General features: G+C 64.8%; 13 protein-coding genes. 6 read left to right on the forward strand and 7 right to left on the reverse strand.

Annotated elements, in window-relative coordinates:
• Positions 1 to 65: 65 nt before the first annotated feature.
• The 7 genes from LQ249_RS00740 to hflK (LQ249_RS00770) form a co-directional block, all read right to left on the reverse strand.
• Positions 66 to 854: an HvfC/BufC N-terminal domain-containing protein gene (locus LQ249_RS00740; protein WP_017850055.1), complete on the reverse strand. Its 789-nt coding sequence runs from the start codon at positions 852 to 854 to the stop codon at positions 66 to 68.
• Entirely contained in the window at positions 845 to 1,690 is an 846-nt protein-coding gene (gene bufB, locus LQ249_RS00745) for an MNIO family bufferin maturase (RefSeq protein ID WP_017850056.1), read from the reverse strand. Before bufB ends, LQ249_RS00740 begins: the two co-directional genes overlap by 10 nt.
• 65 nt (positions 1,691 to 1,755) lie before the next feature.
• On the reverse strand, positions 1,756 to 2,007 hold the full coding sequence (gene bufA2 / locus LQ249_RS00750) for a BufA2 family periplasmic bufferin-type metallophore (protein ID WP_046381596.1): 252 nt from the start codon (positions 2,005 to 2,007) through the stop codon (positions 1,756 to 1,758).
• Positions 2,008 to 2,122: 115 nt separating this feature from the next.
• The gene (locus tag LQ249_RS00755; protein WP_046381595.1) at positions 2,123 to 4,009 is read right to left on the reverse strand and encodes a cation-translocating P-type ATPase; all 1,887 of its coding nucleotides are present in this window, start codon (positions 4,007 to 4,009) and stop codon (positions 2,123 to 2,125) included.
• The gene (gene hflK, locus LQ249_RS00760; RefSeq protein ID WP_169863634.1) at positions 4,006 to 5,040 is read right to left on the reverse strand and encodes a protease modulator HflK; all 1,035 of its coding nucleotides are present in this window, start codon (positions 5,038 to 5,040) and stop codon (positions 4,006 to 4,008) included. The genes LQ249_RS00755 and hflK (LQ249_RS00760) overlap by 4 nt, the downstream gene beginning before the upstream one ends.
• Complete coding sequence (hflC, locus tag LQ249_RS00765) at positions 5,037 to 6,026, reverse strand: protease modulator HflC (protein ID WP_017850060.1); 990 nt, start codon at positions 6,024 to 6,026, stop codon at positions 5,037 to 5,039. Before hflC ends, hflK (LQ249_RS00760) begins: the two co-directional genes overlap by 4 nt.
• 12 nt (positions 6,027 to 6,038) lie before the next feature.
• Complete coding sequence (gene hflK, locus LQ249_RS00770) at positions 6,039 to 7,964, reverse strand: protease modulator HflK (RefSeq protein WP_232566113.1); 1,926 nt, start codon at positions 7,962 to 7,964, stop codon at positions 6,039 to 6,041.
• Positions 7,965 to 8,283: 319 nt separating this feature from the next.
• Between hflK (LQ249_RS00770) and LQ249_RS00775 the strand changes: the two genes are divergently transcribed.
• Genes LQ249_RS00775 through LQ249_RS00800 form a run of 6 tightly spaced genes read left to right on the forward strand, consistent with a single transcriptional unit; the run spans position 8,284 to position 13,970 of the window.
• Positions 8,284 to 8,907, forward strand: coding sequence for a CDP-alcohol phosphatidyltransferase family protein (locus LQ249_RS00775; RefSeq protein WP_046381592.1), 624 nt, complete (start codon positions 8,284 to 8,286; stop codon positions 8,905 to 8,907).
• A 10-nt stretch (positions 8,908 to 8,917) separates the two neighbouring features.
• Positions 8,918 to 10,672 carry a bifunctional alpha/beta hydrolase/class I SAM-dependent methyltransferase gene (locus LQ249_RS00780; protein WP_046381591.1) on the forward strand — a complete coding sequence of 585 codons (1,755 nt, stop codon included), beginning with the start codon at positions 8,918 to 8,920 and terminating at the stop codon, positions 10,670 to 10,672.
• A 2-nt stretch (positions 10,673 to 10,674) separates the two neighbouring features.
• Positions 10,675 to 11,973, forward strand: a complete 1,299-nt coding sequence (locus LQ249_RS00785; protein WP_232566114.1) for a phosphatase PAP2/dual specificity phosphatase family protein — start codon at positions 10,675 to 10,677, stop codon at positions 11,971 to 11,973.
• The gene (locus LQ249_RS00790) at positions 11,963 to 12,406 is read left to right on the forward strand and encodes a hypothetical protein (protein ID WP_017850065.1); all 444 of its coding nucleotides are present in this window, start codon (positions 11,963 to 11,965) and stop codon (positions 12,404 to 12,406) included. Before LQ249_RS00785 ends, LQ249_RS00790 begins: the two co-directional genes overlap by 11 nt.
• A 9-nt stretch (positions 12,407 to 12,415) precedes the next feature.
• Positions 12,416 to 13,036 carry a lysophospholipid acyltransferase family protein gene (locus LQ249_RS00795; RefSeq protein ID WP_017850066.1) on the forward strand — a complete coding sequence of 207 codons (621 nt, stop codon included), beginning with the start codon at positions 12,416 to 12,418 and terminating at the stop codon, positions 13,034 to 13,036.
• 1 nt (position 13,037) lies between these two features.
• A complete protein-coding gene (locus LQ249_RS00800) occupies positions 13,038 to 13,970 on the forward strand; it encodes a phosphatidate cytidylyltransferase (protein WP_232566115.1) in 933 nt (310 codons plus the stop codon).
• Positions 13,971 to 14,027: the final 57 nt, after the last annotated feature.

Raw genomic sequence — 14,027 nt, forward strand, 5'->3', positions numbered from 1 at the left:
ACGTCTGGAAAGAGGGTAGACCATCCGACGACCGGGTAGGAAGCTATCGATCTGATAACCTGCGCTTATGGAATCCGGCGTTCGAGCAAACCGTCCTGAACCCACTGTTTCAGCCATGAGACTGCTTGCAGGGGCGCACCCTCTCCATGACTGACCGCCAAGCGTTCGCACAGTTCTGAAAAACACCAGCCGGTGCTCACCATGCCCGCCAGGGCGCAGGTTTGTGCGGGTTCGAGGCTGCGGTAGCGGCATATCTGCTGATCGCGCCACACCAGGCAGACCTGCGGCGCGTCCAGAGGCTGGCCGGCGTGCAAGGCCGATTTAGCCTTGGCGGCACGCCAGGTTTCGACGGTATTGAAGCGGCAGAATATCTGCTGAACGGTCGGCGCCAGGGTGACCTGCAAGCCCGGCCAGTCGGGCGGCGGCAGTCGCGCCATGTCGTCCAGGGTCAGCGGCGTGCCCGGCGGCGCATCGAACGCCAGGGTAAACGCCCACTCCAGCCGTGCCAGCTCGGCCAACGGCGCGCTTTGTTCAGCCACCAGGTGCTCCTGGATAAACCCCGCAAACCGCTCGCCCAGCCAGCGCAGGCTGTAATGGGCGGACGGATAGCGACGCACGTAGGCCTCGGTCAGCGAGGCGAATTCGTCATCGCCCAGCCAATACCAGAGGGCGCCGAAGTCCTGCCGTAATACGTCCTGCAAGCGCGACAGGTAGGCGTTGTGATAAATCGCCAGGCCGGTTTCCACATCCAGCGTAGGACCACCCAGCAAGGTGGCGGCAAAGCCAATGCCGGCCACGGGCGTTTCGGCTAATAAATGCTCTTCGAAAGCCCGTTGCCAATCCGTCAGGCGCATAGCGTTCTCCTGAGCAAGGCGCTAGCCCCCAGCGACCGGGCCTTGTCCAACTCGCTGAGCAAGTCTTCGAACGGCGGGAAATGGTCGTCACGCTCGAGCAACGTCGAGACCGGGCCCAGGTGCTCCAGGGTCTGTTGATACAGCGCCCACACCGGATCACACACCGGGTGGTCATGGGTATCGACCACGTAATCGCCGTAGTCCATATGCCCCGCCAGATGCAGCTGGCGGATGCTCTGCGGCGGCAGGTTGTGAATGAACGTCCAGGCATCGAAGCCATGATTGCGCGAGCTGACGTACACATTGTTGACGTCCAGCAGCAACTGGCACCCGGTCAAGTGGGTCAGCGCGTTGAGGAATTCCCACTCGGTGAATTCATCCGCCTTGGCGCGCACATAGCTGGAGACGTTTTCCAGCACCAGCGGGCGCTGCAACACATCCTGTACCTGAAGCACGCGACTGGCCACGTGATACAAACTTTCTTCGGTGTACGGCAGGGGCAGCAAGTCATGCAATTGGTGCGCGCTGCCGCGGCTCCAGCACAGGTGATCGGAGATCCACGCCGGCTGGATGCGCGCGGCGAGTTGCTGGAGCTGCTTGAGGTAATCGGTATCGAGCGGATGGGGCCCGCCGATGGACAGGGACACGCCGTGCATCACCAGCGGGTAGCGCTCGGCGATCGCGTCCAGGTAGTACAAGGCTTTACCGCCCTGCACCAGGTAATTCTCGGAGATCACTTCGAACCAATCCACGGCCGGCGATTGTTCAAGGATCTGCTGGTAGTACTCACTGCGTAGGCCCAGGCCGTAACCCAGGCTCGGAAGGGATGTAGACATCAGGCACTCCTGGGCAAAAGTGTCCGCAGCGGTGACGGCGACCGCTGCGGGGTACGCGGGGCCGATTACGCGCCGACTTTGCCACCGGCCGCGTCGCACGCGGCCTTGGTCATGGCCTTGAAGCCATGACCCTTGCAGACCGCCTGGCCCTTGCAGGCGTTTTCAGCGGTCTTGCAGTCATTCATGCCTTTGCAGGAGGTTACGCCGTAGCAATGAACCGGAGCGTCGGCGGCCTGGACCTGGGTGGTGACACCGGCAAACAAGGCGGCGGCAGCGAAAGCCAGGGCAGCACCGGAAACGACGTTTTTGATGGTCATGGGGTCATCCTCATAAATCGTGGTTAGGTCGGCTGAGCGGAATGCTCAGTCGCGACATAGCACTAGAGTGAGGTGCCCCCTTGCCGTTACAGCGCCATCGAAAAAAACCTGGAATTTATTCCTCCAGCTTCGACAGCGGCTCCTGAAACCGCAGCAACCGCCCGGCATTGCCCAGCACCAGCAAGGTGCTGAGGTTGTGCAACACCGCCGCGATCATTGCGCCGGCGGCGCCCAACCAGCCAAACGCAGCGAACACCACGATCGCCAGCGTCCAGCCCAGGCCGATGATCACGTTGACCTGCAACGTCTGCCGGCACCGTCGGCTCAAGCGCACACAGGTGCCCAGGCGGCGCAAATCGCTGCCAATCAACACCACATCCGCCGAGGCCAACGCAATGTCCGCACCGCCCGCGCCCATGGCCACGCCGACCACGCCGGCCTTGAGCGCCAGGGAGTCGTTGATGCCGTCGCCCACCACCATCGGCCGGAAACCGCTGCTGATTTCGCCCAACACGCGGTTGAGCTTGTCTTCCGGCAACGCCTGGGCTTCGACATCGCTGATGCCCACGTCGAGGGCCAGGCTGTCGGCCACGCTTTGGCGGTCGCCGGTCAGCAGCAGTTGCCGCCCCAGGCCAAGGTCGCGCAGCTCTTGCAGGGCCTGGCGGGCTTCCGGTTTGACGCTGTCGGCCAGCAACAGCCAGGCGAGGAACGCACCGTTCAACGCCAGCCCGGCAATCGGGCCATCATGGTCGGGGACGCGGGTGGTAACGATGCCCAACTGCTCGAACAACTCCGGCCGGCCCAAGGCCGCTTCGCCCTGCGCGGTCTGGGCCACCACGCCGAGGCCTTGGCGTTCGCGGATGTCGGTGAGCACCAACAGCTGTTCCTGGCTCGCCAACCCGGCCAACGCGCGGCTGACCGGGTGGCTGCTGGCCGAACCGAGGCTGGCCGCCAGGTTCAACAACCCTTGGCGGTCCGGCGCGGTGGTTTGGATGGACTGCAGGCGCAGAGTGCCGAAGGTCAGGGTGCCGGTCTTGTCGACCACCAGCGAGGTCAGGTCCGCCAACTCTTCGAGGAACGCCGAGCTGCGGATCAGAATCCCATGCCGCGCCGCCACGGCAATCCCGGCAATCGCCGTGGCCGGGGCCGACAGCACCAGGGCGCATGGGCACGCTGCGACCAGCACCGCGAGCATCGCCTGGGCGTCATTGGTCACAAACCAGGTCACCGCCGCCAGCAACAGCACCAACACCATATAGCTGCCAGCGTAACGCTCCAGCAGCCGCGTGATCGGCGGCTTGGAACGTTCGGCGTTCTGCATCAGGGCGATGACTTTGCCCAGGGTCGACTCGTTGCCGGTACGCGTCACTTCCAGGCGCAACAACCCGTCGAGGTTGATCGCACCGCCGAACACTTGCACGCCGACACTGGCTTCCAGCGGCACCGACTCGCCGGTGATCGGCGCCGTGTCGAGGCTGGCCTGGCCGGACAGCACCACACCATCGGCAGGCACGCGGTCGCCGGCGCGCACTTCGACGATGTCGCCGCTGTTCAGCGTGCCGTTGTCGACTTCGCTGATGCTGCCGTCCGCCTGCACCAGGCGTGCGTGGCTGCGGGTCAGTTTGCCGAGGGCGTGGATCGCTTCCTGGGAGCCGATCACGCTGCGCTCTTCGAGCACATGGCCGAAGATCATGATGATCGGCAGCAACGCGGCGGTCAGCAGATCACCCGTGGCCCACGCGCCGAGCATCGCCAGGGCGATGAGCTGGTCGGTGATGCCATGCAGGCTGGGAAAACGCAGGCTGTACCAGGCCGAGCGCATCACCGGCACAGCCACCAGCAGCGAGGCCACGCCGAGCAGCAACTGGCTGACGCCGCTCTGGTCCGGCGCCAGCCAGCGCCACACCAGGCCCAGCACCAGCAAGCCCAGAGCGAGCATGGCCAGGGTCAATTGCCGGGCGGCGCTGCGCTGCTCGGCGGATGTCAGCATGGGTGCGCTCATTGTTCGGCTCCCTGAATGATCAAGCGGGAGTCGTCTTTGGGATCGACCGTGGTCACGGAACCGGCCTGGCCGAGAATCTTCGGCAAGCGCTCGCGGTACAGGCGCAACAGCAAGCCGGGGTCTTTGACCTGGGCCAGGCTGGCGACGGTGGCGGTTTGCGCCTGCGCGTTGGCCAGGCGTTCGCTGGCCTGGGCGTGGGCGACTTGCACCAGGCGGTCAGCCTGCTGGTTGGCGGTCTGGGTGAGCTTTTCCGCGTCGGTGCGCGCATTCGCCACCGCTTTGTCGGCTTGCTGGCTGGCGGTGAGCACCGCATTGAAGGCATTCACCGCCGGGCTCGGCAGGCTCGATTGCACATCGACACGGGTGACTTCGATGCCCACCCCCAAGCCGCTGGCGGTCAACTCCGCCAGGCGCTTGTTGATGCCTTGCACCAGGTCGCCGCGCAGCCGTTCACGGCGCTCGGCGGCGCCGTTGTCGCTGCCGATCAATTCGGGGCGCGCCACCAGGATGGTGTCCAGATCCCGCGCCGCCGTCAGGGCCACGGCGCTGCGCGTCACCAGGCGATCCAGCGCCGGCAGCACGTGCTCACCCTGCAGCACAAACGCATAAGGTTCGGTGACTTTGTAGAACACCCGCACATCCAGCTGCACCACGCCGGCATCGCCGGTCAGCAGGTAGCCGGACCCGGCCAGGGCATCGCTCAACGGCGTGGCGAAGCTGGCCACGCGATCGGCCTGCACCGCGGCATCGGAACGCAGCAGGTTGCCGACCCGCCGCTCGATCACCCGGTCTGCCGCCGGCAACAGCACGACTTGCTCGAACGGCTGCGGCCACGCCAGCAACAGTCCGGCATTCTGAACCCGATCGAGTGCGCCGAAGTGCAGCACCACGGCGCGATTCTGCGGGTCGATCTGCCGCACATTGGAAAACGCCCAGGCCAGGGCGGCCAACACCGTCACCGCGTACAGCGCCATGAACGTCAGGCGCCCGGCCTGAATCCACGGGCTGTCCGGGCTGTCACGCTCGGTCATGGCTGGACGTCCTTCGGCCCGTCCACCAGCGCGCGGAACGGCGCGGCATCGGTGCGCAGGATGATCTTGGTGCCCGGGGTGACCACGGTGCCCAGGGTATCGAGGGAACGCAGCAGGTTGTACAGCTGGGGATTGCCGGCGTAGGCGCGACCATAGATCTGCGCCGCTTCGACCCGCGATTGCGCTTCGATGTCGGCGGCTTTCACCGTGGCATCGGCCTGCACGATGCGCGCATCGCGCTCGGCGGCGGAACGGATCTGCGCCGCCTCACGCTTGCCCACGGCGGTGCGTTCGGTGGCGATGGTTTCGCGCTCGGCGCGCATGCGGTCGACGGTGGCGGTGAGCGTCACCGACGGCAAGGTCAGCCGCTCGATGCCCACCTGCGCCACGCGCACGCCATAGGTGGTGAGCAATTGTTGATCGATCTGCTGGCGCAACTGCGCTTCGAAATCGCTGATGCGTACCTGGCTGGCGTCGGTATTGATCAGGCTGGACAGGTCGAAGCTGGCCGCCGTGGTTTCCAGCGCCGAACCGACAAACGTCCGAATCTGCCGCGCCGCTTCATCCGGCTGGTTCTGCACCGCGCGCATGAAGCGCTGCACATTGTCGGCATCGCCCTGCACCTGCCACGCCACATAAGCCTGCACGATGATGCGCAGGCCATCGCGGGTACCGACATCCTGCAAACCGCTGGAGGTGGTGCGCAGGCGCAGGTCCACCGGGATCGCCGCTTCGAACGGCGCCGGCCAGCGCCAGCCCAGGCCCGGTTCCAGCAGCACCCGCGACGGGTTGCCGAAACGGGTAATCACCGTGGCTTCGCCGGAGCGCACCTGCACCAGGCTGGCGGCCGCTACTGCAAACAACACCAGCAACACAGCCCAGGCCATGCGCCGCCAAGGGAATGGACCGGCGGGCTGTTCGTCACCATGGTGGTGATGATGGTGGCCGTGGTGGTGGTGACCATGATCGTGAGAATGAGCGCTCAACAGACAGACTCCTTATTGAACGGCTTTACGCGGCACCGAAGGATCGGCCGGCAAGGTAAAAGAACGCAGATCGATCGTCGGCGCACTGTCGGCGCCCAGGCGATGATCCAGAATCAACAGCTTGGCGTGAGCCAGGCCCTGGGTCAGCTGGCCGAGGTACTGCTCCAGCACGAAGGCTTTGCCCGCGCTGGCGTAGGCTTTTTGTTCGGCGGCAAAACGCAGGTCCGCCGCCCGGGCCCCGGCATTGACCTCGTGCGCGGTGGCCTGGGCCTGGTCGCGGACGGTGCTGGCTTGCAGCAGGGCCTGGTTGGTTTGTTCGCTGGCGGCGCCGCGTTCGCGGGAGATCAGCGCCTGGGCGCCGATCTGCGCCGCTTGCACGCCGTGGTAGGCGTTGGCGGCACCGGACGGCGGGTGGATGGCTTCAACCACCGTGGCGAGAATCTCCACGCCGCTGTCGAGTGTATGCAGGTCCGCTTGCACCGCGCGGCCGATCTCGTCGGCCAGGCCGGTGCGTTGTTCGCCGAGCAATTCGTCGAGGGTACGCGAGGCAAAGTCATGCACGAGGATGCGGCTGGCAGTGCTGCGGATCAGGGTCGGCACATCCGCGCTGTTATAGGTGGCGGCCAGTGCGGCCTGGTCGGTCAGGCCGATACGGTAGACGAAGCGCACATCCATATTGACGATCTGGAAGCTCTGCTTGTCGCCACGGCTGCTGGCGATCACCTGGGACTTGTCGTTCACATGGCTGGCGTCCCACAACCGGTTGGCGATCAGCGGCGCCGGGCCTTCGGCCGCCGCGAGTTCCGGGCTGGCGGCTTCGCTGACGCTGGTCGCCAGCTCATGCACCACGCCGTTTTCCACGTTCAGCACGCGGCCCAGCGGCCACGGCAACCCGGCATGCAGGCCAGGGCCGAAGACTTGCACCGGTTTACCAAAGCGCTCATAAATCCCACGGCCTTGCAGGGGCACTTCATGCACCCCCGTCAGCGCCCAGCCGACGGCCAGCACCACCAGCAGCACCGGCAGGAATGCCCGACGCATGTAGGTAAACGCCCAGATCTGGCGCAGGTCGATGCCGAAGCGGTTGTGCAATTCGTGCTGCAAGGCCTGCAGCGGTTGCGGCGGCCAGCGCAGCAGCCCGGCGACAAAACTCTGCGCCATCAGGCGTGGTTCGAGGCGCGGTTGGCGCGGGCTGAACAGTGACAGCGCGGCCCGTAACAGAAACTCCAGCGCGACCAGCGCCGGCAACAGCCCGACCAGCGTCGCCAGGCGCAGCGGCCACACCGACCCGGCACTGGCAAACAGCAGGCAAATCGCGCTGATCACCAGGCACGCAATCGCCACCCGGCTCAGTTGCGCCAACTGCGCGGCTTCCGGCCATTGCGCGGCGGTTTCCTGGGCCAGGCGCCGCTCGAACACCAGCAGGCCAAAGGCCAATGCCAAGGCCAGCGCAGCGCCGATACTTGCGCCTTGGCCGACCGCTGCCGCGGGCAAGCCCAGGTTCCAGAACTCGACAATGCTGACCAGCGCGAACAACGACCAACCGCCGAGCCACAACACCGGTGCGCCGATCTGCGCCAGCAACCCTCTGCCGAAACGCCCTACCAGGCGCGCCTGCCAGCCAGTGGGTTCACCCTCTGCTTCGAGTAACTCAGGTGCCGACGCTTCCAGCGCCTGGGCACGCCAATCGGCCACCCACCACGCCGACTGCAACCCCGCCACCAGCACCAGCAACGCAGACGCACAATTGATCAACACCACCGGCCAGATCGACAACGGGGCAAACAGCGCGACGAACAACGCCAGCACCCAGCCGCTGATAGCCACCGCAGTCAGGCTGATACCGGCTTGCCTCAATCGACGGGCATGGAACAGCCCTTGCTGAAAACGCGGCAGTCCTTCAACCGAAGCGCCGTCAGCTTCTAGATCCACTTGCATCCACTCATGCCCGTTCACACATAATTCGTTACGATATAACACATGGCGTGAAATTTTTGTTCGTTAAACACCGTATTCACCTGCAACACAGACCCACTGTGGGAGCGGGCTTGCTCGCGATGGCGGTGGGTCGGGTGATACATGGGTTGGCGGGGCCGCCGCCATCGCGGGCAAGCCCCCTCCCACATTTGTTCTGCATCGCGCTCCGGAACGTGACTAACCCCCCATAAACACGTGCCATCACTGGTGCAGGCCACGATTAATCGGCACACTTCAGGCCAGTTTTTCGCGGGCTTACGGACAAGGAAACGTCACTCCCATGATTTCGATCTATCAGCTCAAACCGCGTTTTCAAAACCTGCTGCGCCCCCTCGTGCAGCGCCTCTACGACAACGGCACCACCGCCAACCAGATCACCGTGCTGGCCGGGGTCATCTCCCTGCTGGTCGGCCTGCTGATCGCCGGCTTCGCCCAACACCTCTGGCTGTTCGCGCTGATCCCGCTGTGGATGATCCTGCGCATGGCCCTCAATGCCATCGACGGCATGCTCGCCCGCGAATTCGGCCAGCAGTCGCGCCTGGGCGCCTACCTCAATGAACTGTGCGACGTGATCGCCGACAGCGCGCTGATCCTGCCCTTTGCGTTGATCCCCGGCGTCAGCCTGGCGCCGGTGCTGCTGGTGACCTTGCTGGCAGTGTTCAGCGAATACGCCGGGGTGCTCGGGCCAATGGTGGGCGCGTCGCGGCGCTACGACGGGCCGATGGGCAAGAGTGATCGGGCCTTCGTCCTCGGCGTGCTGGCCAGCGGCGTGGCGCTGGGCTGGCTCGGTGCCGGCTGGGTCGACACGGTGATGTGGCTGGTCGCCGCCCTGCTCGCCTACACCGTGGTCAACCGAGTGCGCCAGGGCCTCAAAGAAGAACAACACATTTCCCCTTCTGCATAAGGATTTTGCGATGCGCGAACAGCGAGAACACACCTTCAGTACCCATGATGGCGTCGAGCTTTTCTACCGGCACTGGCCCGCCACCGCCCCGGCAGGCGGCGAGCCGCGCAAGGCGATCCTGCTGTTCCATCGCGGCCATGAGCATTCGGGGCGCATTGCCCATCTGGTCGATGAACTGAACCTGCCCCATTTCGACTTCTTCGCCTGGGACGCCCGTGGCCACGGCCAATCCCCCGGCGAGCGCGGCGACAGCCCCAGCTTCGCCACCAGCGCCCGCGACGTGCAGACGTTCTGCGAGCATATCGGCGCCACTTACGGCGTCGAGGCGGAAAATCTTGCAGTCATCGCCCAAAGCGTCGGCGCGGTGATCGCAGCCACCTGGGTTCACGACTACGCACCGAAAATCCGCGCCCTGGTGCTCGCCTCCCCGGCGTTCAAAGTCAAACTGTACGTGCCCTTCGCCCGGCCGGGCCTGGCGCTGATGCGCAGGTTTCGCGGCAACTTTTTCGTCAACAGTTACGTCAAGGCCAAGTTCCTCAGCCACGACCCGGAGCGCGTCGCGTCCTACGACAGCGACCCGCTGATCACCAAGGCGATTTCGGTGAATGTGCTGCTCGGGCTGTACGAAGCGGCCGACCGGGTTGTCGCCGATGCCCAGGCGATCCAGGTGCCGACCCAACTGCTGATCTCCGGCTCCGACTTCGTGGTCCACCGCAAACCCCAACAACAGTTCTTCGACCGCCTCGGCAGCCTGAAAAAAGAGCTGCATATCCTCCCCGGCTTCTTCCACGACACCCTCGGCGAGCGCGACCGTGCGGTGGCCGTGAGCAGCGCCCGGCGTTTTATCCTGCAGAATTTCGCGCACCCGCTGGACCGCGCCTCGCTGCTCGATGCCGACAAACTGGGCGCCACCTGTGCCGAATCCGAAGCCCTCGCCGCGCCGCTGCCGCGCAATTCCCTGCGCGACCTGTACTGGCGCCTGACCCGCGCCAGCATGGGCCTGGGCAAGAACCTGTCGGACGGCGTCAAGCTGGGCTTCGACACCGGTTTCGACTCCGGTAGCACCCTGGACTACGTGTACCGCAACACGCCCACCGGCAAAGGCGCGCTGGGGCGGATGATCGACACCAATTACCTCAACTCCATCGGCTGGCGCGGCATTCGCCAGCGCAAGCTGAACGTCGAAGAGCTGCTGCGCCTGGCCATGGCCACGCTGCGCACCGATGATCGCGAAGTGCGTATCGTCGATATCGCCGCCGGCCACGGTCGTTACATTCTCGAAGCCTTGCAGGGCGTTTCGCCGCTGCCGGAATCGATCCTGCTGCGCGACTACAGCGACATCAACGTGCGCGACGGTGGCGCGTTGATCCGCGAGAAAGGCCTGGGCGAGATTGCGCAGTTCATCAAAGCCGATGCGTTCGACCGTGCGGACCTGGCAGCGCTGGCGCCCAAGCCGACGCTGGCGGTGGTCTCCGGGTTATATGAACTGTTTGCCGACAACGCCATGGTCGGCGGTTCGCTGGCGGGCCTGGCCGAAGCCGTGGAGCCCGGCGGTTATCTGGTCTACACCGGCCAGCCATGGCACCCGCAGTTGGAACTGATCGCCCGCGCATTGACCAGCCATCGCCAGGGCCAGGCCTGGGTGATGCGCCGGCGCAGTCAGGCGGAAATGGATCAACTGGTGCAAGCCGCCGGTTTCCGCAAGATCACCCAGCGGGTGGATGAGTGGGGCATCTTTACCGTATCCCTGGCACAGAAGATCTGAACATGCGCGAACCCGGCCTGTTAAAGCCCGCGTTCCTGTGGCTGTTGCTGTTGGCGCCGCTGTTTTTCAGCACCTACGGCTTTGCCACATGGGTCACCAGCCAGCGCAGCGACGTCGGCACACTGGTGTTCGATTGGGAAACCCACATGCCGTTCTGGGCCTGGACCATCGTGCCCTACTGGACCATCGACCTGCTCTACGGTTTCTCCCTGCTGCTGCCCAACAGCCGCCATGAACTGAAGCAACATGCGCTGCGCCTGCTGAGTGCGCAGCTCATCGCCGTGAGTTGCTTCCTGATCTGGCCGCTGCGCTTCACCTTCGAACGGCCGGAGCTGGATGGCGTGTTCGGCTGGCTGTTTGCCGTGCTGGCCGGTTTCGATAAACCGTTCAACCAGGCGCCGTCGCTGCATATCGCGCTGCTGGTGATCCTGTGGATCATGTACCAACGCCACACCCAGGGCGCCTGGCGCTGGCTGGTGCATGGCTGGTTCGGGTTGATCGGGGTTTCAGTGCTGACCACTTATCAACACCACTTTATCGACTTACCCACAGGTGCCCTGGCGGGTTGGCTGTGCGTGTGGCTGTGGCCGCTGGAACATCCGAGCCCGCTGCTGAATGCGCGGCTGACCCGTGATTCCACGCGCTGGCGCCTGGGGTTGCGCTACGGCCTGGGCGCGCTGGTGCTGTTCATCCTCGCGCTGACTTACGGCGGGTGGTGGCTATGGCTGCTGTGGCCGGCGCTGTCCCTGGGGCTGATCATGGCGAATTACGTCGTCCTCGGCGCGCCAGGTTTCCAGAAGCGTGCCGACGGTCGACTGACCCCCGCGGCGCGCTGGCTGTATGCGCCGTATCTGGCAGCGGCGTGGCTCAATTCACGGCTGTGGACGCGCACGCATCCACAGCCCGACCTGATTGTGGATAACGTCTCGCTCGGTCGGCTTCCTACCGTGCGCGAGCAAGGTTCATTCAAGGCCATCGTCGATCTGTGCGCGGAATTGCCGATTAATCCACAGGGCCGTGCCTATCAAAGCGTCCCCGTCCTCGACCTGATCGCGCCGACCCCCGCCGAATGCCTGCAAGCCGCGCAAGCCATCGAACGCCTGCGCGCCAGCGGCCCGGTGCTGGTGTGCTGCGCCCTTGGCTATTCGCGCAGCGCCACCGCTGTGGCGGCCTGGCTGCTGCACAGCGGGCGCGCCGCCACGGTGGATCAGGCACTGGCTATTATTCGTACAGCGCGGACCGAGGTGGTCCTGCATCCCGCTCATCGCCATGCTTTGGAGGCCTTGCCCCATGCCTGCTGATATGGAACTCCAGGTCGTCGCCAGCCTGCTGCGCCGCGGCCGCTCACTGGATCAGTTATCCACAGGCCTGACGCTGCTGGGCGTATTGTTCGGCCTGGCGCAACTGCTGATGGCCAGCATCGCGCCGATCTGCCTGCTGCTCAGCCTGTGGATGATTATCCTCGGCCTGCTGCAGAAGTATTGGGCGCTGCGCGTGGCCTTCGATGCCGACCTGTTCGCCCTGCTCGCCCGTAACACCGAACGCACCCCGGACCTCGACCAGGCCCTGCAAACCCTCGGCCTGCAGTCGCCCAAACGCGCCGGCCGACCCTGGACCGAACGCCGTCGCGGCGCCCTCAAACTGCTGCGCAAGCAAGCCTGGCTGCTGGGCGCGCAAGTGCTGTTGACCCTGGGCGTGATTCTCGCCAGCCCTTGGCTACCTTTCGCCGGATAAGGAATTCCCATGTTCGAACCCGTGGTCGCCACCCTGATTACCTCGATGGCCCGCACCGTCACCGGCGCCCGCAGCCTGTGGCTGGGCTGCGCGCCGGTGCCGGTGCAACGCATCTACTTCGCCAACCACAGCAGCCACGGCGACTTCGTGTTGCTGTGGGCATCGCTGCCGCAGAACCTGCGCAAATTCACGCGCCCGGTGGCCGGCAGCGACTACTGGAACAACAGTGCGCTGCGCCGCTACATCATCCACCGCGTGTTCAACGGCGTGTTGATCGACCGCGAGCGCAAAGACCCTGTGGATAACCCCTTGCAGCCCATGCTCGCCGCACTGGAAGGCGGCGACTCGCTGATCATCTTTCCCGAAGGCACGCGCAATCTGGAAGACGGCTTGCTGCCGTTTAAAAGCGGCCTGTATCACCTGGCAAAAAGTTACCCACAGGCCGAATTGATCCCCGTGTGGATTGCCAACCTCAACCGCGTCATGCCCAAGGGGCGCGTCCTGCCGCTGCCTCTGCTGTGTACCACCAGCTTCGGCGCGCCACTGCAATTGGAAGAAGGCGAAGACAAAGCCGCCTTCCTAGCCCGCACCCGCGACGCCCTGCTCGCCCTCGCCCCGGAGCATTCCTGAGATGGATAGCCAAACCCTGATGCTGTTCGGCGGAATCGGCGCGATCCTGGTACTCGCCTCGCTGATCGGCCTGATCCTCAAGCTGCGCACCCGTGGCACGCCGAATGTGGTGATCGACAACCTCAACGCCCGCATCAACGCCTGGTGGGTGATGGTGGTGATGATCGGCATCGCCTTCTGGCTCGGCACCGGCGCGGTGATCGTGCTGTTCTATGCCGTGTCGTTCTATGCCCTGCGTGAATTTCTCACCCTCACCCCGACCCGGCGCAGCGACTACCCGGCGCTGGTGGCCGCGTTCTACCTGGCGCTGCCGCTGCAATACCTGCTGATCTACGCCGACTGGTACGGGCTGTTCTCGATCTTCATCCCGGTGTACGTGTTCCTGCTGCTGCCGATCCTCGCCTCCCTCGGCGGCGACAGCACACACTTCCTGGAGCGCGCCTCGAAAGTGCAATGGGGCTTGATGATCGCAGTGTTCTGCGTGTCCTTCGTGCCCGCCCTGCTCACCCTCGACATCCCCGGCTATGAAGGCCGCAACCTGCTGCTGATCGCCTACCTGGTGATCGTGGTGCAACTGTCGGACGTGTTGCAGTACGTGTGCGGCAAGCTGTTCGGCAAACACAAGATTGCGCCCAACCTGTCGCCATCGAAAACCGTCGAAGGATTTGTCGGCGGCATCCTGCTCTCCTCGCTGATCGGCGCGGCGCTGTGGTGGACCACGCCGTTCAACCCGTGGCAGTCGTTCCTGATTGCGCTGCTGATCAACTTGCTGGGGTTTGCTGGCGGCATTGTGATGTCGGCGATCAAACGCGACCGTGGCGTGAAGGACTGGGGGCATATGATCGAGGGGCACGGCGGAATGCTCGATCGGCTGGATTCGGTGTGCTTTGCGGCGCCGATTTTCTTCCACCTTGTGCGCTACTGGTGGACCTGACCGACACCGCCCTCAAGCCCGACGAAGATCAACATATGAGGGCGGGCATGCTCCCGC

Origin of the sequence: Pseudomonas sp. 7-41, from assembly GCF_021233075.1 — a bacterium.
Taxonomy (GTDB): domain Bacteria; phylum Pseudomonadota; class Gammaproteobacteria; order Pseudomonadales; family Pseudomonadaceae; genus Aquipseudomonas; species Aquipseudomonas veronii.

Excerpts from the sequence above, each read along its gene's own strand:
- bufA2 (WP_046381596.1), bottom strand. The coding sequence starts at position 2,007 with ATGACCATCAAAAACGTCGTTTCCGGTGCTGCCCTGGCTTTCGCTGCC.
- LQ249_RS00740 (WP_017850055.1), bottom strand. The coding sequence starts at position 854 with ATGCGCCTGACGGATTGGCAACGGGCTTTCGAAGAGCATTTATTAGCC.
- LQ249_RS00780 (WP_046381591.1), top strand. The coding sequence starts at position 8,918 with ATGCGCGAACAGCGAGAACACACCTTCAGTACCCATGATGGCGTCGAG.
- LQ249_RS00775 (WP_046381592.1), top strand. The coding sequence starts at position 8,284 with ATGATTTCGATCTATCAGCTCAAACCGCGTTTTCAAAACCTGCTGCGC.
- bufB (WP_017850056.1), bottom strand. The coding sequence starts at position 1,690 with ATGTCTACATCCCTTCCGAGCCTGGGTTACGGCCTGGGCCTACGCAGT.
- LQ249_RS00800 (WP_232566115.1), top strand. The coding sequence starts at position 13,038 with ATGGATAGCCAAACCCTGATGCTGTTCGGCGGAATCGGCGCGATCCTG.
- LQ249_RS00795 (WP_017850066.1), top strand. The coding sequence starts at position 12,416 with ATGTTCGAACCCGTGGTCGCCACCCTGATTACCTCGATGGCCCGCACC.
- hflK (WP_169863634.1), bottom strand. The coding sequence starts at position 5,040 with ATGACCGAGCGTGACAGCCCGGACAGCCCGTGGATTCAGGCCGGGCGC.
- LQ249_RS00785 (WP_232566114.1), top strand. The coding sequence starts at position 10,675 with ATGCGCGAACCCGGCCTGTTAAAGCCCGCGTTCCTGTGGCTGTTGCTG.
- hflK (WP_232566113.1), bottom strand. The coding sequence starts at position 7,964 with ATGCAAGTGGATCTAGAAGCTGACGGCGCTTCGGTTGAAGGACTGCCG.
- LQ249_RS00790 (WP_017850065.1), top strand. The coding sequence starts at position 11,963 with ATGCCTGCTGATATGGAACTCCAGGTCGTCGCCAGCCTGCTGCGCCGC.
- LQ249_RS00755 (WP_046381595.1), bottom strand. The coding sequence starts at position 4,009 with ATGAGCGCACCCATGCTGACATCCGCCGAGCAGCGCAGCGCCGCCCGG.